This window comes from Corynebacterium sp. FDAARGOS 1242 (genome assembly GCF_016889985.1).
GTDB classification, from domain to species: Bacteria; Actinomycetota; Actinomycetes; order Mycobacteriales; family Mycobacteriaceae; genus Corynebacterium; species Corynebacterium minutissimum_B.
In genome coordinates, this window is the sequence record NZ_CP069568.1 from 481492 (window position 1) to 507011 (window position 25520).

The window sequence follows — 25520 nt, forward strand, 5'->3', positions numbered from 1 at the left end:
AATTAATCCTCCTGGTTATCGGTGTAGTCGAAAGCCTCCGGCGGCGGGCAGGAGCAGACGAGGTTGCGGTCACCGTAAGCCTCGTCGATGCGGCGCACCGGCGGGAAGTACTTGCCGCGGCGCAGGGAAGCCACCGGGTAGGCAGCCTGCTGGCGGGTGAAAGCGAACTCCCATTCATCTTCCGCCACGGCCTCAGCAGTGAACGGGGCGTGGTGGATGACGGAATCCTCGTAAGTTACTTGGCCGTCGATGATCTCCTGGATTTCAGCGCGGATGGAGCGCATAGCTTCGATGAAGCGGTCCAGCTCACCCAGGTCCTCGGACTCGGTGGGCTCCACCATGAGGGTGCCGGCCACCGGGAAGGACAGGGTCGGTGCATGGAAGCCGTAGTCCACGAGGCGCTTGGCCACGTCGGCGGCGGTGACACCGGAGGCGTCAGTAAGCTCGCGCAGGTCAAAGATGCATTCGTGCGCCACCAGACCGGCATTACCTGTGTAGAGCACCGGGAAGGAATCCTTGAGGCTCTGCGCCAGGTAGTTCGCGCCGAGGATGGCGTGGCTCGTGGCGTCAGTCAGACCTTGTGCTCCAATCATGGCCAGGTAGGACCACGAAATGGGTAGCACACCGGCGGAGCCGTAACGCGTCGCTGTGGACGGCACGCCGCTGCCATCCTGCGCGGGCTGGGACGGGTCAAGCTGCGGATCGTTGGCGTCGGTCGGCAGGAAGGGCACCAAGTGCTTGGCGACGCCCACCGGGCCCACACCCGGGCCACCTCCACCATGCGGGATGGTGAAGGTCTTATGCAGGTTGAGGTGGGACACATCGCCACCGAAAGCACCCGGACGGGCCCAACCGGCCAGCGCGTTCATATTCGCACCGTCGATATAAACCTGGCCGCCGGCCGCGTGAACCTTATCGCAGACCTCGCGTACCTCCGGGTCGAAGACGCCGTGAGTGGAGGGGTAAGTAATCATGATGCCGGCGATGTGCTCGCCGTGCTGCTCAATCTTGGCGTCAAGGTCGGCGACGTCAATGGAGCCGTCGTCAGCGGTCTTGACCACGACAACGCGCAGGTTGGCCAACGTCGCCGAAGCGGCGTTAGTGCCGTGCGCAGAAGCCGGGATGAGGATGACATCGCGGCCGTTATCGCCGTTGGCCACGTGGTAGCGGCGGATGGCCAGCAGGCCAGCCAACTCACCCTGGGAGCCAGCGTTAGGCTGGATAGACACCTGGGCATAGCCGGTGATTTCAGACAGCCACGCCTCCAGCTCCTCAATGAGCGCGCGCCAACCCGCAGTGGTCTCCTCCGGGGCAAAGGGGTGGATGCCAGCGAACTCCGGCCAGGAGATGGGCTCCATGGCGGAGGTGGGGTTGAGTTTCATCGTGCACGAGCCCAGCGGGATCATCGTGCGGTCGAGTGCGAGGTCCTTGTCCGCCAAGGTGCGAAGGTAACGCAGCATCTGGGTCTCGGAGTGGATGGAGTTGAAGATCTCGTGCTTAAGCGGGGCCTCGGCACGCTGGACGGAGGACGGAATCTCGAAGGAGGCGGCGGAGCCAGACGAGGCTGGCTCGGACGCAGCGGAGCCGAAGGCAGCGGCAAGGGTAGTCACGTCCTCGCTGGTGGCGGACTCGCCGAAGGAGACCGAGACCTTGTCTGCGCCAATCGCGCGAACCAGGTAGCCCTGCTCCTGCAGCTGGGACTTGATGGCGGCGGCATCGACACCGGTGACGGTGACGGTATCGAAGAAGTCGCGCGAGACAATCTCCTTACCGGCGCTGCTTACTGCAGCGGCGAAAGCAGAAGCGTGGTCGTGGACGCGCTGCGCAATGGCTTTGAGGCCTTCCGGTCCGTGGTAGACGGCGTACATGGAGGCTACGTTGGCCAGCAGGGCCTGTGCAGTACAGATGTTGGAGGTCGCGCGCTCGCGGCGAATGTGCTGCTCACGGGTTTGGAGTGCGAGCCGGTAGGCGGGGCGGCCGGCGGCATCCTTGGACACGCCCACAATTCGGCCCGGCATCTGGCGCTTGAGCTTCTCCGTGACGGCCATGAAGGCTGCGTGCGGACCGCCGAAGAAGAGGGGCACACCGAAGCGCTGGGAGGAGCCGAGGACAACGTCCGCGCCCATCTCACCCGGGGCTTCGAGCAGAAGCAGGGACAGCGGGTCCGCCACCACGGCAGCCAGGGCGCCGCGGGTATGCAGCTCTTCAATGGCCGCGCGCGGATCCACAATGTCACCTTCGGTACCGGTGTAGGCGAGGATGGCTCCAACGAGGTCCTCGCCCACGATGCCGTCGCGAACATCAGAGATTTCGACCTCGAGCTCGATGGCGCGGGCGCGCTCGGCAGCCACGGCAAGGACCTGTGGATGCAGGCGGGAATCCAACAGAACGCGCCGGCCCTTCTTCACCGCACGCGCCATGAGGCCGACGGCTTCGGCGGTGGCAGAGGCTTCGTCGAGAAGCGAGGCGTTTGCGATAGGCAGGCCGGTGAGGGACTCGATCATGGTCTGGAAATTGAGCAAAGCCTCAAGGCGGCCCTGGGAAATCTCCGGCTGGTAGGGCGTGTACGCGGTGTACCAGCCGGCATCTTCCAGCAGTCCGCGGCGGATGACTGCCGGGGTCAGAGTATCGGAATATCCCTGGCCGTAGAAAGACTTCAGTACGACATTCTGAGAGGCGTACTCGCGCAGCTTGGCCTGGGCAGCGTCCTCGCTCAACGCATCCGGGAGGTTGAGGGCCTCGGCGGCGCGGATGGTGGTGGGGAGGGCGGCGTCGACAAGCGCTTCAACGCTGTCGTAGCCCACGGCCTTGAGCATCGTCGCGCGCTCGGCCTCATCAGGTCCGAGGTGGCGAGAGATGAAATCCATGTGTTTGAACTCCTTCGTGGCGTTAGTCAGTGTGGCCTAAACCGTCCTCAAGTATAAGACGTGGCCTATGACATTAATTTTGACTACCCCTGGCTGTGAGATGAAGCCATGCGGCGGTGAGAATGGCAACGCTTAAACCAATCACAAAAGCGGTGGCATTGCCCACCGCAGGGCCTAAAAGCGAGAGGATGAAGGGAGCAAAGAACCCAAGATAGGTCAGCGAATAGAACACCCCCGTTGCCGCGCCAAGCTCATCAGGGGCAGCGATTGCTTGGGTTTCGGCCAGACCGCTGAGCATCCCAATGCCGTAGGAACACCCCATCACGATGCCAGTCACGGGCAGCAGATACACGGCCCATCGGTGCTGAGCAGATGCCACGATGATAAGGCACAAGGCCATACCGCAGGCAGCCAGGAACATTCCGTGCACGGGAGTGAGAGTCACTCTACCGGCGAACTGTTGGATAATGACTCCGCTTCCCATCGTCAGCATGGCAAGAAGGCCGGCCACCAGGATCGGCCGGTGCAGATGCTCGCTTAACTGAGCTGGTAGAAACACAAAAGCGGTGGTGGGCGTTCCGAAGACCCAGGGCGCATAGGCGGCGACGCGAAAATAGCGCGGCGTGAGCACACTGCGCGGAAACAAGGCGCAGCGGGTGGAAGGAGCATTCTTGCGCTCCGGCACAGTCCACACAAGAGGAACAACTACGAGCGCTAAGCCAATGTGAAAGAGGTAGGGCACGACTGTGGGCCACGGCAGAAACTGTGCGCATATGCCGCCAACGCCCGGGGCAAGAGCGAAGCCGACAGACAAGGCGATGGAGGAGCGCTTGGCGCCGACGGTAAGACGAGTGCTCAGCTCTTTGATCCAGGCAGCACCAGAGGACATGGCGAGGCCAACAGCGGTTCCAGCGCACAGGCGGCCAATCAGCAGGGGGAGGAAAGCGCCTTCAAAACCCAGCAGAAAAATAAGTGAGCCCGCTGTGGTGGTTAGAACGGCTGGGCGCATGATGGCGCGCCTGCCCAGCGAGTCAGACAAGGGGCCGCCGAGAAAGAGCGCCACCATGATGCCGAGGGCATAGATGCCGAAGAGGAAGGTTGTGTGCAGAACCCCTAAGTCGGTGGTGACTTGGTAGACCACCACCATGGGGGCGAAGAGGTTGGCGCCGCAGGCAACAAGGAACATGCCGAGGGCTACTCGGAACCACTTCTGAGAAATCATGCAGACCAGTCTAGTGTGCTGAATCACAGTGCAGTGGCTTAACGACGGAGTCAGGTGCGTGCGGTAGGCGCAAAACTGACAAAGATTCCTCATTCGCTTGCAGGATCGGTGCCGACTTTTGGCAGATCGGCGGGGTGCTAGCGCTCGTGCCTATCGGCGAGGGTGGGAACAGCACTGCTGTGCGGTACTGCAGGAAGCCTGCGCAGTGCCGCGGGGAGAAAAGTAGACAAAACGACGAAGCTCCCCCGTCGCAATGGCGGGGGAGCTGCCTTTAGGGTTTGCCCAAGGGCTTAGAGGTTGAGGTCTGCGTCAAAGTCTGCAGTCTCAAGACGGTCCTTGATGGTCGTAATGAAGCGACCAGCGTCGGCACCGTCGACCACCTGGTGGTCGTAGGTGAATGGCAGGTAGCACATCTGGCGGATAGCGATGGCGTCCTGGCCGTCCTCGGTCACCACAACTGCACGCTTGGTGATAGCTGCGGTGCCCAGGATGCCGGCCTGCGGCGGAACCAGGATCGGGGTGTCCAGCAGGGCACCCTCGGAACCGATGTTGGTCACCGTGAAGGTGGCACCGGTCAGGTCGTTCGGCTTGAGCTTGTTGTTGCGGGCCTTGTCAGCCAGCTCAGCAATCCGCTGTGCGATCTCCGGGAGGGTGAGCTCCTGAGCCTTGTGGATGACCGGGGTCAACAGGCCCTTCGGGGTGTCCACGGCGATGGCCACGTTCACGTCAGCGTGGTAGGTCATCTCCTTGGTCTCCGGGTTGTAGGAGGCGTTGACGTTCGGGTGGGACACCAGTGCCTCAACGGTGGCCTTTACGATGAACGGCAGGAAGGAGAGGTTGGCCTCGTACTTATCAATGAACGCCTGCTTGGACTGCTTGCGCAGGTCCCAGATGGCGGTCATATCGACTTCCTGGACGTGGGTCAGCTGAGCGGAGATCTGGAGAGCCTCAACCATCTTGGAGGCGGTGATCTCACGGATACGGTTGACCTTCTGGGTAGTGCCGATGAGTTCCTGCTTCTCCGGATCCACAGACTTGGTGGACCAGCGAGTACGCGGGTTGGAGGAGCCGGTGCCAGCGGAGGATGCCGGAGCCTCGCCCTCACCAGCGGCAGCCAGAACATCCTGCTTACGGATGCGGCCACCCACACCAGTGCCGGACACGGTGGACAGGTCCACGCTGTGCTTCTCAGCCAGCTTGCGTACCAGCGGGGTGACGTACGGGACGTTGTCACCGTTGTTGACCCTGGTGGAGGTCTCGGTTGCCTTCGGCTCAGAGGACTGGGAGGCAGCGGCCGGCTTGTCCTCGGTCTTCTCTTCCTTGGCCTCTGCCTTTGGTTCTTCCTTGGTTTCTGCCTTCGGCTCTTCCTTCTTTTCTTCCTTGGCAGCTGGCTTCTCGGAGGCTGCTGCGGAGCCGTCGCCGACGCGGGCGATGACGGCACCGACGTCGACGGTGTCGTCTTCATCGGCGAGGATCTCAAGGAGGGTGCCGGCGACCGGGGATGGGATTTCGGTGTCGACCTTGTCGGTGGAGACCTCGAGCAGTGGCTCGTCGACCTCGACGGTGTCGCCGACGGACTTCAGCCACTGGGTAATGGTGCCTTCAGTGACGGACTCGCCGAGCTCCGGCATCTCCACGTCGGTAGCGTCGCCAGAAGCAGCCGGCTTGTCCTCGGACTTCTCTTCCTTGGCCTCTGCCTTTGGTTCTTCCTTGGCTTCTGCCTTCGGCTCTTCCTTAGCAGCAGGCTTCTCGGATGCTGCTGCGGAGCCGTCGCCGACGCGGGCGATGACGGCGCCGACGTCGACGGTGTCGTCCTCATCGGCGAGGATCTCAAGGAGGGTGCCGGCGACTGGGGATGGGATTTCGGTGTCGACCTTGTCGGTGGAGACCTCGAGCAGTGGCTCGTCGACCTCGACGGTGTCGCCGACGGACTTCAGCCACTGGGTGATGGTGCCCTCAGTGACGGACTCGCCGAGCTCTGGCATCTCCACGTCGGTAGCATCGCCCGACGGAGCAGCTTCAGACTCTGCGTCTTCAGCAGGCTTATCCGGGGTCTCTGCAGCCTTCTCGGAAGAATCCGCGGAGTCAGACTCGTCAGCGGCCGGAGCGGACTCGCCCTCATCACCAATGATGGCGATGACCTCGCCTACATCGATAGTGTCATCCTCATCAGCCTTGATTTCGAGGATGGTGCCGGAGACCGGGGAGGGGACTTCGGTATCGACCTTGTCGGTGGAAACCTCGAGCAAAGGCTCGTCAGCCTCAACGGTGTCACCAACGGACTTAAGCCACTGGGTAATCGTGCCTTCGGTAACGGATTCGCCCAGTTCGGGCATCACAACGGAGTGTGCCATAAGTTATAAGACTCCTCGAAAGTTGGAAGTAGTGAAACGCTAGTGCTCGATTCTACAGCGTGCCCGCAGACAGTGCGCATGGGTGGGGTGAATTGGGGCACCCTCACCACGGGGTAGGCTGGGGAGTCATGTTCAACCCCTTCCGACGCAACAGTTCCCGATCTCAATTGCGCCCGCCCCGCGCACCGGGGGAGACCATTCGCGCGGAGGACGCCCAGGAGCTTCAGCGCTGGGCACAAGGCCGCGCGTATATCGAGGCCTTTGTGGAGCCCGAAACCGTGGTCAACGAGATGTCCGTGGTTGTCGTCGATGAGAACGGTGCCTTCATCCGGCGCCGCATTGGTGGGCCGAAGGGGATAGACGCAGTAGCGAAGCTATTGCGCTGCGATATCTACGACGTGGAGGAAACCGGCTATCCACAGCGTATGCGGGAGCGCATCGAACGGGAGCGCATCTTGCGCAAAAGGGAAGAACAGCGCGAACGCCGCGAGCGTTTCGAGCAGCGCCGCCAGCAGAACGAGGGTTAACGAGGGTTAATGGGGGTTATCCCCTCACGATGGTGGCGCCTGCCTGGGCAAGTTCCTCAAGTGCGGCCTCGCCCCGGGCCGCATCAACTGGTGAGCAGTAGTCCGCCAGCACACGCACAGTGAAGCCTTCCTTCACAGCGTCAGCAGCCGTGGCGCGGACACAGTGATCCGTGGCGATTCCGACGATGTCTACGTCGGTGATGTCATGCTCGCGCAGCCACTCCGCCAATGAAACACCATCTGCCGCGCCTTCGAAACCGGAGTAGGCCGCGGTGTATTCACCCTTGCGAAAGTAAGCCTGTACAGCGCCGATGGATTCATGCATAGCCGCGCCGAAGGAATTGGCCACGCAGTGCGGGGGCCAAGAATCGATAAAGTCCGGGTTCTCAGAGAAGTGGGTGCCCGGGTCAATGTGCCAATCTTGGGTAGCTACCACGGTGTCATAGCTGGGCTGGAGAGCGCCAATGCGATCAGCTACGTCGTTGCCCTTGCCAGTGGCGAGAGCACCGCCCGGGCAGAAGTCGTGTTGGACGTCAACGATAATGAGTGCGGGCTTCATGCATCACAATTCTATACGCTGGGTCGGGATGAAAACTCCGATTCCTTTTTATTTAGAGAAGATCCTAAACTCCGTACGCGACGAAGACAGTGGTGAAGTAGCGGACTACATTCCGCAGCTTGCCGACGCCAACCCGGACCAGCTTGGCGTCGCCCTGTGCTCCGTCACCGGCCACCTGTACAGCGCCGGTGATGCGGAGAACCGCTTTACTATCCAGTCGATTTCTAAGCCCTTCATTTATGCGCTTGCCCTGCAGGAGCTGGGCCTGAGTGAGGTGCGTGAAGTGGTGGGGCTGGAACCTTCGGGCCAAGCCTTTAACGAGCTCTCCCTGGCCAAGGACCACCGCCCCGTTAATCCGATGATTAATGCCGGCGCCATCGTGGTTAACCAGCTGATCAACGGCGTGGATTCGACTGTGGAAGACCGCGTGGAGCGCATCCGCAGCTTTGTCTCGAAGCTGGCGGGGCGTGAGGTGAACGTCGATAAGCGCCTGTGTGATTCCGAACTCGAACATGCCGAGCGCAACCTCTCGATTGCCCATATGCTGCGCTCCTACGGGATTATTCAGGATGACGCGCACGACGCTGTGCTGTCTTACACCTCGCAGTGCGCGCTGTCTGTCGACGTCCGTGACTTGGCCGTCATGTCCGCCACGCTAGCCAATGGTGGGCGCCAGCCGGTGACGGGGGAGAAGATTCTTGATGCCGACGTCTGCCGCCTCACGCTGGCAGTGATGAGCTCGTGCGGCATGTATGACGGCGCTGGACGTTGGATGGCGGAGGTTGGTATCCCCGCTAAATCTGGTGTGGCCGGTGGACTTATCGGTACCCTGCCTGGCCAGCTCGGCGTGGCCACGCTTTCCCCACGCTTGGACGAGCAGGGCAATAGCGTGCGGGGCACCGCTATTTTCCAGAAGCTGTCCTCGGACATGGGCTTGCACCTGATGTCTACTGATAACCGCTTTGGCGTGCACCCAGTGCGCAGCGTGGACGAGGACGGCGAGACCGCGATTATCCGCCTTCAAGGTCACATCAACTTCACCGCCACCGAAGCTATTCTCTACGAGCTGGAGGAGCGTCAGTTCTCTGGCAAGCGCCTCGCGCTCGATTTCTCGCAGGTCTCCGGCCTTCACACCGTGGGCCGCCGCATGCTCAAGGAAGGCTTGCGCCGCTTGCGGGAGGGTGGCAACGAGGTGGCGCTAGTCGATGACAACGGGCTCGTCACCGACCGCGCCATGTCCGACGGCACGGTCCTTCCGTTGGCGGACAAGGAGGACTACGTCATCGCCGGTGAAACACTCTAGGATTCTGCAATCTCGCGCAGTGCAGTCACCACGGTGCGCACCGGAACGCCGGTAGCACGCTTCGGGGTGTAGCCGCGCGGTGCGGAACCATTCCAGGACGGGCCGGCGATATCGATGTGAGCCCACTCGATGCCCTCGCCCACGAACTGCTTGAGGTAGGTACCGGCGAACTCCATACCGCCTTCGCGCTTGGCGTTGATGTTGCGGATGTCCGCGGCCTGAGACTTGATCTCCTCGTCGTGCTCCTCCAGCAGTGGCATGGCCCAGGCGTTCTCGCCGACCTCGCGGCCGATTTCGGCGAGGCGATCGCGGAAGACCTCGGAGCCCATGATGCCCGAGGTACGCGCACCCAGCGCCACAATCTGCGCGCCGGTGAGGGTAGCGGTTTCGATGAGGTAGTCCGGCTTGTCCTCGCTGGCGCGGGCAATCGCATCCGAGAGTACGAGGCGGCCCTCGGCGTCGGTATTGAGGACCTCGGAGGTCAGGCCGCCGTAGTGGGTAATCACATCGCCCGGGCGAGTAGCGTTCGCGCTCGGCATATTTTCTGCCAGCGGCAGAGTAGCGGTGATCTGGACCGGCAGCTTCAGCTTCGCCGCTGCGATAATGGTTGCCGCCATCGCAGCGGAGCCACCCATGTCAGAGATCATGTCCCACATGCCGTTACCCGGCTTCAGGGAGATACCGCCGGTATCGAAGGTAATGCCCTTGCCCACGAGAGCCACGTGCTTCGTGGCCTTCTTCGGTTTCCAGCTCAGGCGAACCAGGCGCGGCGGGCGGGCCGAGCCTTTGCCCACGGCGAGGATGCCGCCGAAACCTTGTTTGTCTAGCTCCTTCTCATCGAGCACCTCGACATCGAGGCCCGCATCTTTCGCCTGGGCAGACAGGAACGCGGCATAAGACTCAGGGTAGAGCTCGTTGGCCGGGGTATTAACCAGGTCGCGGGCCAACAGGACGGACTCGGCCACGGTGCGGGCAGCCTCGAACTCTTCGGTGGCGGACTTATCGGCCACGACGACGAAGGTGGCCGGCTGCTCTTCGTCCTTGAGCTCGGTGGAGCGGATGCCGCGGTAGGAGTAACCACCGAGGATGAGGCCCTCAACCGCAGCGGACACGCCGAAGTCCGCCAAGGTCGTCACGATCGTTCCCACACCTGTGGTGGCGCGGGCAGCGCTGCCGGCGGCGCGGCGCAGGGCTTCATCGTCAAGCGCTTCAACATCACCCATGCCCAGCGCGATGACCTGTGCAGCACCTGCTTTCTGTGGGGCGGGAACCTTCACGATCTCCCCAACCTTGCCGGTCGCGCCCACGGCCGCGAGAGCCTCATACGTCGAGCGCAACGCAGATGAACCGAGCAGGGATGTGCCGGGAACCTCGAGGCCGTCTTCGCCAACAAAAGTAGCGATCAGCAGGGCGTCTGCTTGCTTGGGGGCCTTCTTGGCCAACTCAACGGTGGGGAAAGCGCCGCGTGCGGGCAGTTCGAACGTGGAAGAAGCCACGATGTCCTCCTTGAGAAAACTGACAATGGGATACTCCTCACACCCTACCCGTGGTAGTGGCCGCTGCCGCGCAGGGGCGAACTTCCTGTATTTCTGCACCTCAATAGGCAGGTGGGGAGTACGCTGTGTGGCATGTTGAATTACACCGTGACGCGAACTGATACCCCCACCTCCCCGGAGCGTCTGCAGGAGATTCTGGCGAACCCGGGCTTTGGCACGTACTTCACCGACCACATGGTGACCATCGATTGGACTGAGGACAAGGGCTGGCACGATGCACAGGTGCGCCCCTATGAACCGTTCAGCATGGAACCGGCGTCCACCGTATTCCACTATGGCCAGGCCATCTTCGAGGGCATCAAGGCCTACCGTCAGCCGGATGGCAGCATCGCTACTTTCCGCCCGGAACAGAATGCGCAGCGTCTGCAGTCCTCTGCTGAGCGCATGGCTATGCCGCAGCTCCCGGAGGAGGAGTTTGTGGAGTCCCTGCGCCAGCTTGTCGACGTCGACCAGGCCTGGGTCCCCGAAGCCGGCGGAGAGGCAGCCCTGTACTTCCGACCTTTCATGATCGCTACAGATGTATCCCTGGGCGTGCACCCGGCGAACTCGTACCGCTACGTCGTGATCGCCTCCCCGGCAGGCGCGTACTTCTCCGGCGGCATCAAGCCGGTATCTGTCTGGCTATCCACCGACTACGTCCGTGCCGCCCCGGGTGGCACCGGTGCTGCTAAATTCGCTGGCAACTACGCCGCGTCCCTCTTGGCGCAAGCTCAGGCAGCGGAGAAGGGCTGCGACCAAGTGGTCTGGCTGGATGCCATCGACCGCACCTACATCGAGGAAATGGGCGGCATGAACCTAGCTTTCATCTATGGCGAAGAGGGGGATCAGACCCTGGTTACTCCGGCACTGTCGGGTTCGCTGCTGCCGGGTATTACCCGCAAATCCCTGCTGCAGGTGGCCGAGGATATGGGGCTCAAGGTCGAAGAGCGCCGCATTACCTACAAGGAATGGGCCGACGATGTTGCTTCCGGTGCGATGAAGGAAACCTTTGCGTGCGGTACCGCCGCCGTCATTACCCCGGTGGGACATGTGATGGGTGATGATGTGGACTTCCGCATTAACAATGATGAGGCCGGTGCGACCACCATGGCCTTGCGTGAGCGTCTCACCGGGATTCAGCGCGGCGCCGTGGAGGATACCCACGGCTGGCTGCACACGCTCGTGAAAGCGAAATAACGTCGCTGTCTAGCCAAGCTCAGCGGCCAGCTGCACGAGCGGTAGCGCCGCAAGCGCGCCCAAGGGATATCCGGCGCTCAGCTTGAGGTCGAGGAGCGGGCTAAGGCCCAGCTCCTTGAGCGCGAGGGCGTGGGCTGGTTCGAGGGACGTACTTCCCGCACGCAGCCACCCTTTGACACCGGGGGCGCTGCGCTCGGCGAGGACGGCTGCGGTGGCGGCCAGGGGGCCGTCGATAAGCACGGGCGTTCGCCGCGCTGTGGCCTGCGCGATGAAGCCCACCAATGCTGCGAGGCTCGGGGAACCAATGGTCTGCACGACCTCCCAGCCTTCAAGATTGCGGGCGCGGAACATAGCATCGCGCACAATCGTCACGCGGGTCTTCCACATCTGATCGCTCACGCTGCCACTGGTGCGCGTGCCCAGAATGGCTACCGGCTCTGTGCGAGTAATGCGGCCCATGACCGCAGCGGCGACGGTCTCGCCACCAATGCCGAAATCGGAGGTAAGAAGGAGATCTGAACCGGAATCCACTTCACGATCCGCTGACTTCTTGCCGAGCTCAACGTGGCGCTCGAGCTCTTCAGCAGACATGGCAGGGACGAGGTCGATAGATGCTGCTTCCGCGCACTCAACGAACTCGATACCGGCCCCCGCACGGTGAGCTGCGGTGGTGAGATCCTCGCGCCAAGACTCTTCATCAGCACTGCTCCATGGCCCGATTCCGACGCCGTCGATAGTGCGCTCGGCAATACCGTGTGCGCCAGCAAAGATGATCGCACGTACATGAGCGAGAGGCTGGGCCTTCTCAGAATCCTGCGCGGCAGCAAGCCACGCGGCGATTTCCGCAAGACGCCCTGTGTGTTGAGGGGCTTGTTGAGGGGGCATGCTGCGCAGCTGCGGAACGGCGGTGAAATCAGGCATGAGTCCTCCGAACTAGACGGCGGCTCCGCGCTCGACCTGCGGGCGCGGGGTACGCCACTTGCGCGGCTGGGAAGCGCGGGAGTAAGCGTAGAAGCCCAAGCCGAAGCCAGCTTCGGTGGTGCCCGGGAACTTCAGGCGCACAGCATTGTTGCACTTGCGCGACAGCCAGATACCTTCGACAGCGAAGACCGCGATGACCGCCATGGAACCAATGGAGATGATGTTGGCCAGGTTCGGATTCCTGCTGCTGATGAACAAAAGCACAAAGAGCACGATGGCGAAGGGCATAACCCACTCGTTGAGGAAGCGGCGCGAGTCTACCCAGTCACGCACGTAGCGGCGGACCTCACCTTTATCGCGGGCAAGGAGGTAGCGCTCATCGCCGGCAGCCATGCGCTCCTGGGCTTCCTTGTTGCGCGCACGGGACTCTTGGCGTTCCTTGCGCTTGTAGTCCTTCCACTCCTCTTTGGACATGGAGGCCTTGAGCTCCTTGCGGTGCTGATGGCGCTGGGCCTCAGACATGCCCGCGGGATCGCGCTTGACGCCGCGCGCAATTTCCTGCGCATCGCGCTTAGGAGTAGGACGGCCCTTTGGCGGCGTGTAGCCCTTGGGGTACCTTTTCTCGGCGGCGGCCTTCTCCTCAGGCGCCGGGGTCTGCTCGGCCGGGGAAGGGGTCTGATCGTCTTTTTGCCACGGAAGTTTCACGTTGTTAAGCGTACAAGGTTGTCACGACATTCTGGGAATAGGCCCGCCCTCATTGTTGTTGGGTTAAGTGACACGACACCAGTGCTAGCGAGACATCCTTTCTTCCTTCCGCGTGAGGGGGTAGGGTGGGCTCCAGAAAATTCCGTACATATTAAGAGGAGAAACCATGACTGCTCCCGCGTCCGCAACCGGAGTTATCCTGACCGACGCCGCTGCCGCCAAGGCAAAGTCCCTGCTTGAGCAGGAAGGCCGTGACGACCTGTCCCTGCGCATCGCCGTCCAGCCGGGCGGTTGCGCTGGCCTGCGTTACCAGCTGTATTTCGACGACCGCACCCTCGATGGCGACAAGGTCGACACCATCGGTGGCGTCAATCTCGTCGTGGACAAGATGTCCATCCCATACCTCACCGGTGCCAAGATCGACTTCTCTGACACCATTGAGGCTCAGGGGTTCACCATTGATAACCCGAACGCCGGAGGCTCCTGTGCCTGTGGTGATTCCTTCAACTGATTCTTAGTAGACATCAATGCTGTAGGGATCAGCAAAGCCCTCGCCAGTTTATTCAGTGGCGAGGGCTTTCCTGTGTTTTAGAGCTTCACTGGGTAATCGCGCTGTTCAATCTGGGGATCGATGCGATCCTCCACAAAGATGCCGTGCCAGATCATGAAGGACAGCACGGTCCACAGGCGGCGGGAGTGATCGGAGATGCCATCGCGGTGCTCCTTGAGCATCTCGAGGACCTCCTTCTTATTGAAGATGTCCTCGGTCTGGGACTGCGTAATCTGATCCTGTGCCCAGCCGTAGAGCTCGTCGCCAGCTAGCCAGTGGCGCATGGGCACGGGGAAGCCGAGCTTCTTGCGGTGTAGTACGTGCGGCGGAACAATCTGCTCCATGGCCTTGCGCAGCGCGTACTTGGTGGTGCCGTGGGAAATCTTCAGGTCGTGTGGAATTGTCTCCGCTACCTTGAAGACCTCCTTGTCCAAGAAAGGAACGCGCAGCTCAAGGGAGTTGGCCATGTTCATCTTGTCGGCCTTGACCAAGATATCGCCGCGCATCCAGGTGAAAAGGTCTAGGTGCTGCATACGTGCTACCGGGTCGAAGTCCTGGGACTGGGCATAAATCGGTGCGGTGACCTCACGGTGGTCCCACTCGCGCTTGGCCCAAGGGAGAACGCGCTGCAATTGTTCAAAGTTAAAGGAACGCGCGTTGCCGTAGTAGCGCTCCTCCATAGTCATGGAGCCGCGGTTGAGTAGGGACTTGCCCTTCATACCGTCGGGAAGCACCTGCGAAAGCTTGCCCAGGCCCTGTCGAAGAGGGGAGGGGATCTTCTCAAACGGTGCGAGGGACAGCGGCTCCTTGTAAATGGTGTAACCGCCAAAAAGCTCATCGGCGCCCTCGCCCGAGAGCACCACCTTGACGTGCTTGCGGGCCTCCTGGGCCACGAAGTAGAGGGGGACTAGAGACGGATCTGCCACGGGGTTGTCCAGGTACCACATGATCTTTGGCACCGCGTCGGCGTATTCCTCCGGGGAAACGATCTTGACGATGTGCTCCACGCCAATGGCGGCAGCGGACTCGGCAGCGACGTCCGCCTCGGAATAGCCCTCACGCTCGAAACCCGTGGTGAAGGTGAGCAGGTCCGGGTTGTGGCGCTTGGCCAAAGCAGCGATGGCGGTGGAGTCAATGCCTCCAGAGAGGAAGGAGCCCACGGTCACATCGGCACGCATGTGCTTCTCGACGCTATCCTCCAACGCCCGCGCAATCTTATCGAAGAGCTGCTGCTCCTCGCCCTGTTTAACAGGCTGGATGGGGAAGCGGGGTGAGAAGTAGCGCTCAGCCACTACTTCTTCGCCCGGGCGTAGCGTGACGGTGCAACCGGACTCTACTCGGCGAATGTTGGCATGCAGAGACTCCGGTTCTGGAACGTATTGCAAGTCAACGTAGTGCTCGATGGCGCGTTTATCAAGGTTCAGGTCTAGACCCAACGAATCTGCCATGCTGAGGATGCACTTCATCTCGGAGGCAAATACGGTGCCCTTGTTCGTCGTCGCGTAATAGAGCGGCTTGATGCCGAACTGGTCGCGCGCAGCAAACATGGTGCGGGTTTCGGTATCCCAAATAACGAAGCCGAACATGCCGCGCAGATGCTCGACAACGTCCTTGCCCCAGTGGTGGTACCCCACGACGATGGGCTCACCATCGCCTTGGGTATTAAAGGAATAACCTGCGGCGGTGAGCTCTTCACGAAGTTCGACGTAGTTGTAGATTTCGCCGTTGAAGGTCAGAGCGTAGCGCTCAGGATTGTCTTCTGGGCCCCAGCGCAAAGGCTGGTCGGAGTGCTCCAAGTCAATGATGGACAGGCGGTTGAAGCCGAAGGCGGCATCCTCGTCGTGCCAGGTGCCGGCGGCATCGGGGCCGCGGTGGCGCATGCACTGCAGGGACTGTTCGAGGGCTTCGAGATGCTCGGCGGCGTTGCGATCGGCGCTAAGCAGCGTGCAGAGTCCGCACATAAACGTGTTTCTCCTTATATATGAAGGTTCATCTGCGACACACTTTACGGCCGTGTGTTGAGGATCTGCGAACCCCGCGCCGCGCTCCCCGTTAGGGTGCGAACTTTCGGATGATGGGGCAGAGTAAACCTTGTGAATTGAGTCATAAGGGGCAGGGGGAGGGTGGGGGAGCGGGAGTGATCTTGTGCAGGTGGGCCTGTAACATCCCGTTCGTTCACTATTTATGGAGCGGAATCATCTCCTCATCAGGCCAGTGAAAAGGTCTGAAACTCGAGCGTGATGCTCTATCCTAATTGGGTAGGAATGCTCTATGAGTATTCGAGAAGTTTGTGTGCACAGAAAGGCAGAACACACGTGGGACAGCGTAAAGAACGCAATCTCGCCCGCAAGGCTGGTCTAGCAGGCGTCATCGCCATGGGCGGCCTCGCTCTGGCGGGTTGTGATGTCGCAGCGCCGACCGCCGTGGAGAACCTCCTCGGTTTCGGCTGGCCGAAGGGTATTACCCCTGAGGCTGAATCGATGTACAACTTCTGGATCTGGGTCTGGGTTGCAGCCTGGATTATCGGTTTCATCATGTGGGGTCTCTTCCTCACCGCCATCTTCCGCTGGAACGCGAAGAAGGCAGAAAAGGCTGGCAAGGGCGAGTTCCCGAAGCAGCTGCAGTACAACGTGCCGCTCGAGCTGGCGCTGACCATCATGCCGATTCTCATCATCATGGGCCTGTTCTTCTTCACCGTTCAGGCTCAGCAGAAGGTCACCGCACTGGATAAGAATCCAGAGGTTACCGTTGACGTCACTGCGTACCAGTGGAACTGGAAGTTTGGTTACGCCGAGAACAAGGTAGACGGCGAGAACTACGACGGTGCTGACGCTGAGCGTCAGAAGCTCGCCGAAGAATCCGCCACCGACCCGGAGGGCACCCCGAACCCGAACCCGATTCACGGCAAGTCCACCGGTGACATCTCCTACCTCAACTTCAACAAGATTGAGACCGTAGGTTCCACCGAGGAAGTTCCGGTCCTGGTTCTCCCGGTCGATACCCCGATTGAGTTCCGTCTTGCATCCGGTGACGTTTCCCACTCCTTCTGGGTTCCGGAATTCCTGTTCAAGCGTGACGTCTACGCTCACCCGGAGGTTAACGCTCAGGAGCGTCGCTTCCAGGTAGAGAAGATTGAGGAGAAGGGCGCTTTCGTCGGCCGCTGTGCCGAGATGTGCGGTACCTACCACGCCATGATGAACTTCGAGTTGCGTGTCGTTGACCGCGCTGACTTCAATGAGTACCTCAAGTTCCGCGAAGAGAACCCGGAGGCTACCAATGCTGAAGCTCTTGAGCACATCGGTGAAGAGCCTTACGCTGTGACCACGTCACCGTTCAACTCCCTGCGCGATACCCGCGATGCCGACAACTTCGTCGACACCGCTGAAGCGGCATAAGAAAAGGAACTGATACACAATGCGTGCAACATCTAAGGTCTTTTACGCCATTGCGACTTACCTCTTCGTGTCGCTCATCGTCTACGTCATCGGCGTGAACTACGTCAAGGATGACGGCTACCTCTATGGCCCTGAGTGGGTCGGCATCGTGGGCATGGTCCTTGCCATGCTCCTGTGCCTCATGCTCGGCGGCTACTTGCACTTCACCGATAACCGGGTCGACTTGGCTCCGGAAGACTGGGAAGAGGCAGAGACCGAGGACAAGGCCGGTATTCTCGGCTTCTTCTCCCCGAACTCCATTTGGCCGCTGGCCATGACCGGTTCTATTGCAGTTCTCGGCCTTGGCATCATCTTCATGTATCTGTGGCTGATCGCCCTAGGCGCAGTCCTGCTTGTTGCCTCTGTCACCGGCTTGTCCCTGCAGTACGGCCTGCCGAAGGAAAAGCACTAAGAGGTTTCTTCTGCCGCGCAGATAAGCGCCACGACTTCTCTAGCCCTCGCCCGATATCAACCGGGCGGGGGCTTTGTCGATCGCGGAGTCGGATAAACCGCAAGAAAGTTCCCTCGGTTCCGTAAAATTTTCTCCATTGGGGTAGATGTGCCTAGTGTCTTTCGTAGAACTGCGCCTTCTCAATGCCACTTTTAGCACGTAAAAGCCTATTTTCTTCGGGGGTCAACCGAAAGTTGCAAACCTGCACTGATGCCGCTTTCGCCCTTGTGATTTATCTCATTGAAGGAATCGCGCTAAGTGCTTGCGAATCGAGTTGGCACCGCACTATTTCGAGGGGCGTGTGTGATGGTCGATAGGCGAGGGGTCGCGCTACCTGCGTCAATGGGACGTCGGAAAGCGTGGCACAAAGTTCCCACATCTTTATGTACCGAATAAATGTGGGATAGGTGCGCGAAGGCTGGGAAGGTCTAGCTCGTTGCCTCAAAAAATCGGGGGGAATTGAGATGACTTATGCGTCTCAACCGGCCATACTGTTATGCGTGACGAGCGTAGTTTCTAACCAAGGTATGGCAGCACCACGTGTTGCCGCGCTGAACCGACCCAACATGGTCAGCGTCGGCACCATCGTGTTCCTGTCTCAGGAATTGATGTTCTTTGCTGGACTGTTCGCGATGTGGTTCACCTCGCGTGCGAACGGCCAGGAGGGTGACTGGGCTGAGCACACCGCGCACATCAACGTGCCGATGGGCTTTGTCATCACGACTGTTCTGGTTCTCTCCTCCGTGACCTCTCAGTTCGGCGTGTTCGCAGCAGAAAGGGGTGACGTATACAAGCTCCGACTCTGGTACTCGGTGACCCTCGCGTTGGGTGTTGTCTTCTTGGGCATCATGGCATTCGAGTGGACAGAGTTGATCATGGCAGGTGTGACTGTCCAGTCCTCCGTGTTTGGTTCGGTCTTCTACATCCTGACCGGTTTCCACGCGGCCCACGTGACTGCAGGTCTGATTTCCTTCGGAATCATCTTGGCGCGTATTGCCCGCTCCAAGTTCACGCCGGCACAGGCAACCGCAGCGATGGCAGTGTCTTACTACTGGCACTTCGTTGACGTTGTGTGGATTGGCGTTTTCGTAGTCATCTACCTAGTTCAGTAGGCCGTAAGCGCCGGACCTTCCGGCCTACAGCCATTCACTTCCATGTACGAGTTATCTAAAGGAAAATGATGGATAACATCCAGCAGCCCGCCGCAGTGGAGGAGACCACTGCCGCGGCTAAGAAGACCCGCCGTCGCCGTAAGGCGAAGCGCACGCTTGCTGGCGTCTTCGCTCTGAGCATCGGTCTCACCGGCGCCGGTGTCTTGGCTTCCGCCCTGACTCCGGACGCTCAGGTGGCTACCGCTGCCAAGGATGACCAAGCTCTCGTTCAAGAGGGTAAGGACATCTACGAAGTCGCTTGTATTACTTGCCACGGTGCGAACCTTCAGGGCATCGAGGATCGCGGTCCTTCCCTCGCCGGTGTCGGCGCCGGCTCTGTGTACTTCCAGGTGCACTCCGGCCGTATGCCGATGATGTCCAACGACGCACAGGCTGAGCGTAAGACCCCGCGCTACACCGAGCAGCAGACTCTGGCTCTCGCGGCTTATGTCGCTGCCAACGGTGGCGGCCCCGACATTGTCTACAACGACGATGGCTCCATCGCCCAGGAGTCCCTGCGCGGTACCAACTACAACGGTCAGATTCAGGCTGAGGACGTTGCCAAGGGCTCGGAGCTCTTCCGCATGAACTGCGCGTCTTGCCACAACTTCACCGGTCAGGGCGGTGCGCTGTCCTCCGGTAAGTTTGCTCCGCCGCTAGCACCGGCTAATGAGCAGGAAATCTACCAGGCAATGCTGACCGGCCCGCAGAACATGCCGAAGTTCTCTGACCGTCAGCTGACTGCAGATGAGAAGAAGGACATCATCGCCTACCTCAAGTCTGCGAAGGAAACCCCGTCTCCGGCAGGTTGGGACCTTGGCGGTCTCGGCCCGGTGGCTGAGGGCCTGGCAATGTGGATTATCGGCATCAGCCTTCTGTGCGTTGCCGCTATGTGGATTGGATCTCGCTCATGAGCAACGTAAAGAAGAATTACTCTCGTAAAGAGCTCGATGCTATGAGCAACGACGAGCTCGCCGCTCTCGGTACCGAGCTTGATGACGTCACCGTTGCGTTCCGTAAGGAGCGCTTCCCGGTGGACGGCGACCCGGCTGAGAAGCGCGCCGCTACCAACATCACCATCTGGCTCGTTATCTCCGTGCTGATGGGCATCGCCTTCCTCGGCGTCTACCTGTTCTGGCCGTGGAACTACAAGATGCTGGGTGAGGACGGCCTGTGGTGGCACACTCTATACACCCCGCTTCTCGGTCTGACCTCCGGTCTGTGCATTCTGGGTCTTGGCTTCGCCATCGTTCAGTACGTGAAGAAGATTCTGCCGGAAGAGATTTCCGTGCAGCGTCGTCACGACGGTCCTTCCGACGAGGTTGACCGCCGTACCCTCACTGCTTTGCTGAATGACTCGTGGAACACGTCGACTCTGGGTCGCCGTAAGACCATCAAGGGTCTGCTCGGCGGCGCCGGCGTCCTCTTCGGCCTGGCGGTTATCGCTCCGCTTGCCGGCGCTATCAACAACCCGTGGAAGAAGCGCCACGACTTGGATTACACCGGCGACGGCACGCTGTGGACCTCCGGTTGGACCATGCATGAGAAGGGCGTAAAGCTCTACCTCGCTCGTGACACCGGTACCATCGCTGAGAAGCACGTGGGCGAGTCTGGTGAGCACTACACCACCCGCGGCCTTGCACGCCTGGTGCGTGTTCGTCCGGAGGACCTTGCCGCTGGCGGCATGGAGACCGTCTTCCCGCTCGCAGCGGAGGACGTCAACGATGGCGCCGAGTGGTCCGAGGAAAAGGACGTCTACGAGAATCACATGCACTCCATTCACGGAAACCGCAACGCTGTGATGCTCATTCGCCTGCGCAACGATGACGCTAAGAAAGCCATCGAGCGTAAGGGCCAAGAGGACTTCCACTACGGCGATTACTACGCCTACTCCAAGATCTGTACCCATATTGGTTGCCCGACCTCGCTGTACGAGGCACAGACCAACCGCATTCTTTGCCCGTGCCACCAGTCGCAGTTCGACGCACTGCACTACGGTAAGCCGGTCTTCGGCCCGGCAGCCCGTGCACTGCCGCAGCTGCCGATCGAGGTGGACGACGAAGGCTACATGGTTGCCAAGGGCAACTTCGTTGAGCCCGTCGGACCTGCATTCTGGGAGCGTAAGTCATAATGAGTAACAAACTTGCCAAGATGGGCAACAACATGGACGAGCGCTATTCAGCCGCCGGCGTCCTGCGTACCCAGCTCAACAAAGTCTTTCCGACTCACTGGTCCTTCATGCTTGGTGAGATGGCGCTGTACAGCTTCATCATCCTGCTGCTGACCGGTATCTACCTGGCACTGTTCTTCGACCCTTCCATTACGAAGGTCATCTACGACGGTGCATATACCCCGTTGAATGGCGTCGAGATGTCTCGCGCCTATGCAACCGCACTGGACATTTCTTTTGAGGTGCGCGGTGGCCTCTTCATCCGCCAGATGCACCACTGGGCAGCACTCATGTTCATGATGTCCATGATTGCCCACATGCTGCGCATCTTCTTCACCGGTGCCTTCCGCCGCCCGCGTGAGGCTAACTGGATTATCGGTTGCGCACTCATCCTGCTGGGCATGATCGAGGGCTTCCTCGGTTACTCCCTTCCGGATGACCTGCTTTCTGGTGTTGGTCTGCGAATCATGTCCGCCATCATCCTGGGTCTGCCGATCATCGGTACCTGGCTGCATTGGGCCATCTTCGGCGGCGACTTCCCGTCCGACCTGATGCTGGACCGCTTCTACATCCTGCACGTGCTGGTTATCCCGGGCATCATCCTGGGCCTCATCGCAGCACACCTCATCATGGTCTGGTTCCAGAAGCACACCCAGTTCCCTGGACCGGGTCGCGCTGAGAACAACGTCGTCGGTGTCCGCATTATGCCGGTCTTCGCCACAAAGGCAATCGGCATGGGCATGATGGTTGCTGGAGTTCTGGCTCTCATCTCTGGTCTGATGACGATTAACGCCATCTGGAACCTTGGCCCGTACAACCCGTCCCAGGTCTCGGCTGGTTCCCAGCCGGATATCTACATGCTCTGGACTGACGGTGTCGCCCGTGTCATGCCGGCATGGGAGCTCTACATCGGCAACTACACCATCCCGTCCGCATTCTGGGTCGCGCTGCTCTGTGGCCTTATGGTTGTCCTGCTCTTCGCCTACCCCTTCATTGAGAAGAAGCTGACTGGAGACGACGCCCACCACAACCTTCTGCAGCGCCCACGAGACGTTCCGGTTCGCTCCGCTATCGGTGCAGCTGCCATCGTCTTCTTCCTGCTGGTAACGCTGTCTGGTGGTAACGACCACGTGGCAAACTTCTTCCAGATTTCGCTGAACGCGATGACCTGGGTCGGCCGTATCGGTCTTATCGTTCTGCCTCCGATTGCGTACTTCATGACCTACCGTATTTGCGTTGGTCTGCAGCGCTCTGACCGTGAGGTCCTGGAGCACGGTATCGAAACTGGTGTTATCAAGCAGCTGCCGAATGGTGCCTTCATCGAGGTTCACCAGCCGCTTGGACCCGTCGATGATCACGGCCACCCGATTCCGCTCGAGTACGCCGGTGCTCAAGTTCCGAAGCAGCTTAACCAGCTTGGTTTGGCTGACGCCGAGACCCAGGGCATCTTCTCCCCGGATGACGCTGGCATTATGTCCCGCGCACAGGAAATCCGCGAGGAGAACCACGCTGAAGAGGCGGAGATGTTCCGTCAGCTCAACGAGGCTAACCGTCGCGACGACGAAGAGAACGGCCGCATTTAGCGCCAGCCTCTGAAACACGCTCACCGAGCCCGTTTCCTTCCTCATCAGAGGAGGGGAGCGGGCTTTTGCGTTCTCGAGACGCGCAGCGTTTGGCGCCGTCTCCCTCCAGCTCGCCGTGCCTTTCTGGGTGTGGCGCGTGGTCTAGGTGTTGTGGCTTAACTGTGGGTCTGGTTCGGTGGAGCCGGCAGTAGGAAAAGCCTTGGTACATACCTATATCTATAAGTCTTCGGCATGAAAGGCTGTGCAGATTCTTGCATCACCACCGGCGGCGAAGATATCCCCTTCTGCGAGAGGAAGGCGGCGATGAGGCCGGCTTGCGCGTCGAAATACACGGCGACGAAGAGTGCTCGGCTGAACAAAGGAGCTGGGGCTGCCAGGCGGCCGTAGGGCGTCATTTGGCGTGTTTATGTATGAGGGCTGCCAGTAGGGCAGGGGCAAGTCCCTTGGAGGAGGCTCGTAACCTTCTGTTTACCTGCGCATTACCTTTGCGATGTGAGCGTGTCCGCTTGAATTTTTGAGGCCCAGATCTCTGAGCGGGGTGACGTGGGTGACAGGAAAACCGCTGGAAGACGGCACTTTTTCTGGTGGGAAAACTGTGCTGAAAGGGTTATATGGGGCTTCTGATACTCCACATTACAGCGAGGTGACGAAGCTCACAGTCTAAATTTTTCTTACTGTTTCCGTGTGAAGGGACTTGTAATGGTCCAGTTTCCAGCGATCCTATTGGCATCACGTCGTTGCAGGTGAGGGTATGTGTAGTGTGGGCCCCCTTGGCTATTGGACCCTGAAAATGTGTGATGGTCTCTTTAGGGTTGACGTTTGGTAACAGGACGGTAACGAAGGGGGAATCGTGTTTCTAACTCGACATCGCTTGTGATGGTTTCGTAACCTATTCGAGACATTGAGTTACCGACACGGTGTACCAAGCACCGGTGCTCAATACGAACTGAAGATTTAAGCGCCGCGTCTGGCCCCTCCTAAAATTCGGGGGCCGAGCGGAGGTGGTCCTACAGGAATGGGTCACCGTCGAACGCTAGGCCCGCCCATGGGTCAGAGCTTTCGTTGCACTCCAAGAGAACTATGTTCTGTTTGGAGGCAGCGAAGGTAGGCGCACTGGAAGATTTGGAGTTTAAATTCGTGGCTAAGCACCGTCGCCAGGGCAACCTGAACACCCGTCGCATTGCAACCACCGCTGCTGTCGCAGCAACCGCAGCCGTTACCGTACCGGCTGCCGCCAACGCCGCCGAGGTCGTCGTTCCGAACACCGACATCCGCTTCGAGGTCGCTGGCTTGGAGAACGTTCCGAACATCAAGCAGGTTCCGAACGTTGATAAGTACGTCCCGTCCTTGAAGTCCAACCAGGGCTCCGACTACGCTGCCTCCGTTGAGGCGCCGGTAGCACAGGAGGCTCCGGCCCCCGCCCCGGTTAAGTCTGTCGGCGAGAAGGTCCTTGAGGCTGCTCGTTCTGCAGTCGGCTCCCCGTATGTATACGGCGCCAACGGTCCGAGCGCTTTTGACTGCTCTGGTCTGACCTCCTGGGCTTACCGTCAGGCTGGCGTGGAGATCCCGCGCACCTCCCAGGCGCAGGCATCTGCCGGCACCCAGGTCTCCCTGGATGCTCTTCAGCCGGGTGACATCATCGTTTACTACTCCGGTGCATCCCACGTTGGTATCTACACCGGCCATGGCACCATCATTGACGCGCTGAACACCGGCACCCCGGTGGGCGAGCGTTCCCTGAATTACATGCCGATCCACTCTGCTGTTCGCTTCTAAGAGGCGTCTCAGGCGATATTTTTGACCCCTTCCGTCACTCTCGTCGCGTTGAAGATGAGTGTGGGGAAGGGGTTCCGCTATTGTTAAACGGAAGTATTTTAGTTTCCCTTGACTGAGGCTATACTTCAGTCAACTATTGCCATTCTCTTAGGATTCTGGGGTGTCCATGTCGCGTCGCCGTCTTGCTTCCGTTATCACTGCGTGTGCGGTGGCGGCAGTTCCACCAACCGTTGTCGCGCCTTCGGTTGTTGCTCAAGAGGTCGGGCAGGAGGACGCGCCGGAGGATCTCGCTGGACTCATCGAGCGTATGGCGGACGTCGCCCAGCGCGTGTCTGCCAAGGGGGAGGAGGTCAAGGGCCTCGAGGATGAGATCGAGAAGACCGAGAAGCGAATCGGCGAACTCGATGAGCAGGCAGCCGGGGCTCAGCGCAACGCTGACGAGGCGTCCGCAGCGTTGGCCGAACAACAGAAGCGAATTGATGCGTTGGCGCAAAAGCGCTATCGGCGTGATGCGGCGTCACCAATCGCAGCGGCGCTCGACGCTGAGGATGTCGCTAGTGCAGTGGAACGCATGGGGTACCTTGGCGCTTTGTCAAAGGCAGCGAAGCGTGAAGAAGACGCTATGGTGGCTGCTTCCGCAGCGGCTGATGCTGCCCACCAGGAAGCAGTCGATGCCGCTGAAGAGGCACGCCGTAGCCGTGATGAACTGGAGCGCCAGCGAGAGACGCTTATGGATGAGCAATCGGAGCTCGAAGAGCAGCAACAGGAGCTGGAAGAAAAAATTGATGCTTTAAGCCCTGAGGCACGTCAAGCATGGGTTGAGCACTTTGGCGGCTCCTCCGATATTGATCTTGCTGCACTCGCTGATGGTTCCGGCTCTGCTGCGGTGCACGCTGCGATGACTCGTCTGGGCGCACCGTATGGTTGGGGTTCTGCAGGGCCGGACACTTTCGATTGCTCAGGTCTGATGGTGTGGAGCTACCAGCAAATGGGCAAGAGTATTCCGCGCACGTCGCAGGCGCAGATCGCTGGTGGCACGCCGGTGCCGCTGGATCAGCTGCAGCCAGGTGACATTGTGGGCTACTACCCGGGCATTACCCACGTGGGCATGTATATCGGCGACGGGCAGGTCGTTCATGCATCGACGTATGGTGTCCCGGTTGCTGTGGTTCCGCTGAATTCGATGCCGGTTCAGGGCGCTGTCCGGTACTAGCG

At 60.2% G+C, this 25520-nt stretch carries 20 protein-coding genes; 12 read left to right on the forward strand and 8 right to left on the reverse strand.

Going from position 1 to position 25520, the window contains the following annotated elements; all coding sequences use genetic code 11:
- Window positions 1-2: 2 nt before the first annotated feature.
- The 3 genes from gcvP to sucB all read right to left on the reverse strand — a co-directional run bounded on the left by gcvP (window position 3) and on the right by sucB (window position 6443).
- Window positions 3-2867: an aminomethyl-transferring glycine dehydrogenase gene (gene gcvP, locus I6J72_RS02325; protein WP_239107463.1), complete on the reverse strand. Its 2865-nt coding sequence runs from the start codon at window positions 2865-2867 to the stop codon at window positions 3-5.
- A gap of 73 nt (window positions 2868-2940) precedes the next feature.
- Complete coding sequence (locus I6J72_RS02330; RefSeq protein ID WP_204099771.1) at window positions 2941-4089, reverse strand: MFS transporter; 1149 nt, start codon at window positions 4087-4089, stop codon at window positions 2941-2943.
- Window positions 4090-4379: 290 nt separating this feature from the next.
- On the reverse strand, window positions 4380-6443 hold the full coding sequence (gene sucB / locus I6J72_RS02335; RefSeq protein ID WP_204099772.1) for a 2-oxoglutarate dehydrogenase, E2 component, dihydrolipoamide succinyltransferase: 2064 nt from the start codon (window positions 6441-6443) through the stop codon (window positions 4380-4382).
- A 128-nt stretch (window positions 6444-6571) separates the two neighbouring features.
- Between sucB and I6J72_RS02340 the strand changes: the two genes are divergently transcribed.
- Entirely contained in the window at window positions 6572-6970 is a 399-nt protein-coding gene (locus tag I6J72_RS02340) for an oxidoreductase (protein ID WP_070672703.1), read from the forward strand.
- A 16-nt stretch (window positions 6971-6986) separates the two neighbouring features.
- On the opposite strand, the gene I6J72_RS02345 is transcribed toward I6J72_RS02340, so the two are convergent.
- Window positions 6987-7529 carry an isochorismatase family protein gene (locus I6J72_RS02345; RefSeq protein ID WP_204099773.1) on the reverse strand — a complete coding sequence of 181 codons (543 nt, stop codon included), beginning with the start codon at window positions 7527-7529 and terminating at the stop codon, window positions 6987-6989.
- A 28-nt stretch (window positions 7530-7557) separates the two neighbouring features.
- On the opposite strand from I6J72_RS02345, the gene I6J72_RS02350 reads away from it, so the two are divergent.
- On the forward strand, window positions 7558-8832 hold the full coding sequence (locus tag I6J72_RS02350) for a glutaminase (RefSeq protein WP_204099774.1): 1275 nt from the start codon (window positions 7558-7560) through the stop codon (window positions 8830-8832).
- Here I6J72_RS02350 and I6J72_RS02355 read toward each other — a convergent pair.
- Window positions 8829-10328: a leucyl aminopeptidase gene (locus I6J72_RS02355; protein WP_204099775.1), complete on the reverse strand. Its 1500-nt coding sequence runs from the start codon at window positions 10326-10328 to the stop codon at window positions 8829-8831. The genes I6J72_RS02350 and I6J72_RS02355 overlap by 4 nt on opposite strands.
- A gap of 132 nt (window positions 10329-10460) precedes the next feature.
- Here I6J72_RS02355 and I6J72_RS02360 point away from each other — a divergent pair, with 132 nt between their 5' ends.
- Window positions 10461-11564, forward strand: a complete 1104-nt coding sequence (locus I6J72_RS02360; protein WP_115022951.1) for a branched-chain amino acid aminotransferase — start codon at window positions 10461-10463, stop codon at window positions 11562-11564.
- A 9-nt stretch (window positions 11565-11573) separates the two neighbouring features.
- Here I6J72_RS02360 and I6J72_RS02365 read toward each other — a convergent pair whose 3' ends face one another.
- Window positions 11574-12485 carry a nicotinate-nucleotide--dimethylbenzimidazole phosphoribosyltransferase gene (locus tag I6J72_RS02365; protein WP_204099776.1) on the reverse strand — a complete coding sequence of 304 codons (912 nt, stop codon included), beginning with the start codon at window positions 12483-12485 and terminating at the stop codon, window positions 11574-11576.
- Window positions 12486-12497: 12 nt separating this feature from the next.
- The gene (locus I6J72_RS02370; RefSeq protein ID WP_204099777.1) at window positions 12498-13190 is read right to left on the reverse strand and encodes a DUF3043 domain-containing protein; all 693 of its coding nucleotides are present in this window, start codon (window positions 13188-13190) and stop codon (window positions 12498-12500) included.
- A gap of 166 nt (window positions 13191-13356) precedes the next feature.
- Between I6J72_RS02370 and I6J72_RS02375 the strand changes: the two genes are divergently transcribed.
- Window positions 13357-13701, forward strand: a complete 345-nt coding sequence (locus I6J72_RS02375; RefSeq protein ID WP_039676139.1) for an iron-sulfur cluster assembly accessory protein — start codon at window positions 13357-13359, stop codon at window positions 13699-13701.
- A 77-nt stretch (window positions 13702-13778) separates the two neighbouring features.
- Here I6J72_RS02375 and asnB read toward each other — a convergent pair whose 3' ends face one another.
- Window positions 13779-15701 carry an asparagine synthase (glutamine-hydrolyzing) gene (gene asnB / locus I6J72_RS02380; RefSeq protein ID WP_204099778.1) on the reverse strand — a complete coding sequence of 641 codons (1923 nt, stop codon included), beginning with the start codon at window positions 15699-15701 and terminating at the stop codon, window positions 13779-13781.
- Between the two features lie 354 nt (window positions 15702-16055).
- Between asnB and I6J72_RS02385 the strand changes: the two genes are divergently transcribed.
- From I6J72_RS02385 to I6J72_RS02420, 8 genes are all read left to right on the forward strand, one after another.
- Window positions 16056-17135 carry a cytochrome c oxidase subunit II gene (locus tag I6J72_RS02385; protein ID WP_204099779.1) on the forward strand — a complete coding sequence of 360 codons (1080 nt, stop codon included), beginning with the start codon at window positions 16056-16058 and terminating at the stop codon, window positions 17133-17135.
- A 19-nt stretch (window positions 17136-17154) separates the two neighbouring features.
- A complete protein-coding gene (locus I6J72_RS02390) occupies window positions 17155-17586 on the forward strand; it encodes a cytochrome c oxidase subunit 4 (RefSeq protein WP_115022932.1) in 432 nt (143 codons plus the stop codon).
- Window positions 17587-18152: 566 nt separating this feature from the next.
- Window positions 18153-18737, forward strand: coding sequence for a heme-copper oxidase subunit III (locus I6J72_RS02395; RefSeq protein WP_181815463.1), 585 nt, complete (start codon window positions 18153-18155; stop codon window positions 18735-18737).
- A 65-nt stretch (window positions 18738-18802) separates the two neighbouring features.
- Window positions 18803-19690 (forward strand): c-type cytochrome, encoded by an 888-nt coding sequence (locus I6J72_RS02400; RefSeq protein ID WP_039676130.1) that lies wholly within the window; start codon window positions 18803-18805, stop codon window positions 19688-19690.
- Entirely contained in the window at window positions 19687-20907 is a 1221-nt protein-coding gene (locus I6J72_RS02405) for a ubiquinol-cytochrome c reductase iron-sulfur subunit (protein ID WP_204099780.1), read from the forward strand. Before I6J72_RS02400 ends, I6J72_RS02405 begins: the two co-directional genes overlap by 4 nt.
- Entirely contained in the window at window positions 20907-22529 is a 1623-nt protein-coding gene (locus I6J72_RS02410; protein WP_204099781.1) for a cytochrome bc complex cytochrome b subunit, read from the forward strand. The genes I6J72_RS02405 and I6J72_RS02410 overlap by 1 nt, the downstream gene beginning before the upstream one ends.
- A 1137-nt stretch (window positions 22530-23666) precedes the next feature.
- Window positions 23667-24305 (forward strand): C40 family peptidase, encoded by a 639-nt coding sequence (locus I6J72_RS02415; RefSeq protein WP_204099782.1) that lies wholly within the window; start codon window positions 23667-23669, stop codon window positions 24303-24305.
- 166 nt (window positions 24306-24471) lie between these two features.
- Window positions 24472-25518 (forward strand): NlpC/P60 family protein, encoded by a 1047-nt coding sequence (locus tag I6J72_RS02420; protein WP_204099783.1) that lies wholly within the window; start codon window positions 24472-24474, stop codon window positions 25516-25518.
- Window positions 25519-25520: the final 2 nt, after the last annotated feature.

What these genes read in the sequence shown, in the direction of transcription:
- sucB (WP_204099772.1), bottom strand. Translation starts at nt 6,443, where the DNA reads ATGGCACACTCCGTTGTGATGCCCGAACTGGGCGAATCCGTTACCGAA.
- I6J72_RS02390 (WP_115022932.1), top strand. Translation starts at nt 17,155, where the DNA reads ATGCGTGCAACATCTAAGGTCTTTTACGCCATTGCGACTTACCTCTTC.
- gcvP (WP_239107463.1), bottom strand. Translation starts at nt 2,867, where the DNA reads ATGGATTTCATCTCTCGCCACCTCGGACCTGATGAGGCCGAGCGCGCG.
- I6J72_RS02395 (WP_181815463.1), top strand. Translation starts at nt 18,153, where the DNA reads ATGGCAGCACCACGTGTTGCCGCGCTGAACCGACCCAACATGGTCAGC.
- I6J72_RS02410 (WP_204099781.1), top strand. Translation starts at nt 20,907, where the DNA reads ATGAGTAACAAACTTGCCAAGATGGGCAACAACATGGACGAGCGCTAT.
- I6J72_RS02330 (WP_204099771.1), bottom strand. Translation starts at nt 4,089, where the DNA reads ATGATTTCTCAGAAGTGGTTCCGAGTAGCCCTCGGCATGTTCCTTGTT.
- I6J72_RS02420 (WP_204099783.1), top strand. Translation starts at nt 24,472, where the DNA reads ATGTCGCGTCGCCGTCTTGCTTCCGTTATCACTGCGTGTGCGGTGGCG.
- asnB (WP_204099778.1), bottom strand. Translation starts at nt 15,701, where the DNA reads ATGTGCGGACTCTGCACGCTGCTTAGCGCCGATCGCAACGCCGCCGAG.
- I6J72_RS02405 (WP_204099780.1), top strand. Translation starts at nt 19,687, where the DNA reads ATGAGCAACGTAAAGAAGAATTACTCTCGTAAAGAGCTCGATGCTATG.
- I6J72_RS02340 (WP_070672703.1), top strand. Translation starts at nt 6,572, where the DNA reads ATGTTCAACCCCTTCCGACGCAACAGTTCCCGATCTCAATTGCGCCCG.
- I6J72_RS02350 (WP_204099774.1), top strand. Translation starts at nt 7,558, where the DNA reads ATGAAAACTCCGATTCCTTTTTATTTAGAGAAGATCCTAAACTCCGTA.
- I6J72_RS02365 (WP_204099776.1), bottom strand. Translation starts at nt 12,485, where the DNA reads ATGCCTGATTTCACCGCCGTTCCGCAGCTGCGCAGCATGCCCCCTCAA.
- I6J72_RS02400 (WP_039676130.1), top strand. Translation starts at nt 18,803, where the DNA reads ATGATGGATAACATCCAGCAGCCCGCCGCAGTGGAGGAGACCACTGCC.
- I6J72_RS02360 (WP_115022951.1), top strand. Translation starts at nt 10,461, where the DNA reads ATGTTGAATTACACCGTGACGCGAACTGATACCCCCACCTCCCCGGAG.
- I6J72_RS02345 (WP_204099773.1), bottom strand. Translation starts at nt 7,529, where the DNA reads ATGAAGCCCGCACTCATTATCGTTGACGTCCAACACGACTTCTGCCCG.
- I6J72_RS02375 (WP_039676139.1), top strand. Translation starts at nt 13,357, where the DNA reads ATGACTGCTCCCGCGTCCGCAACCGGAGTTATCCTGACCGACGCCGCT.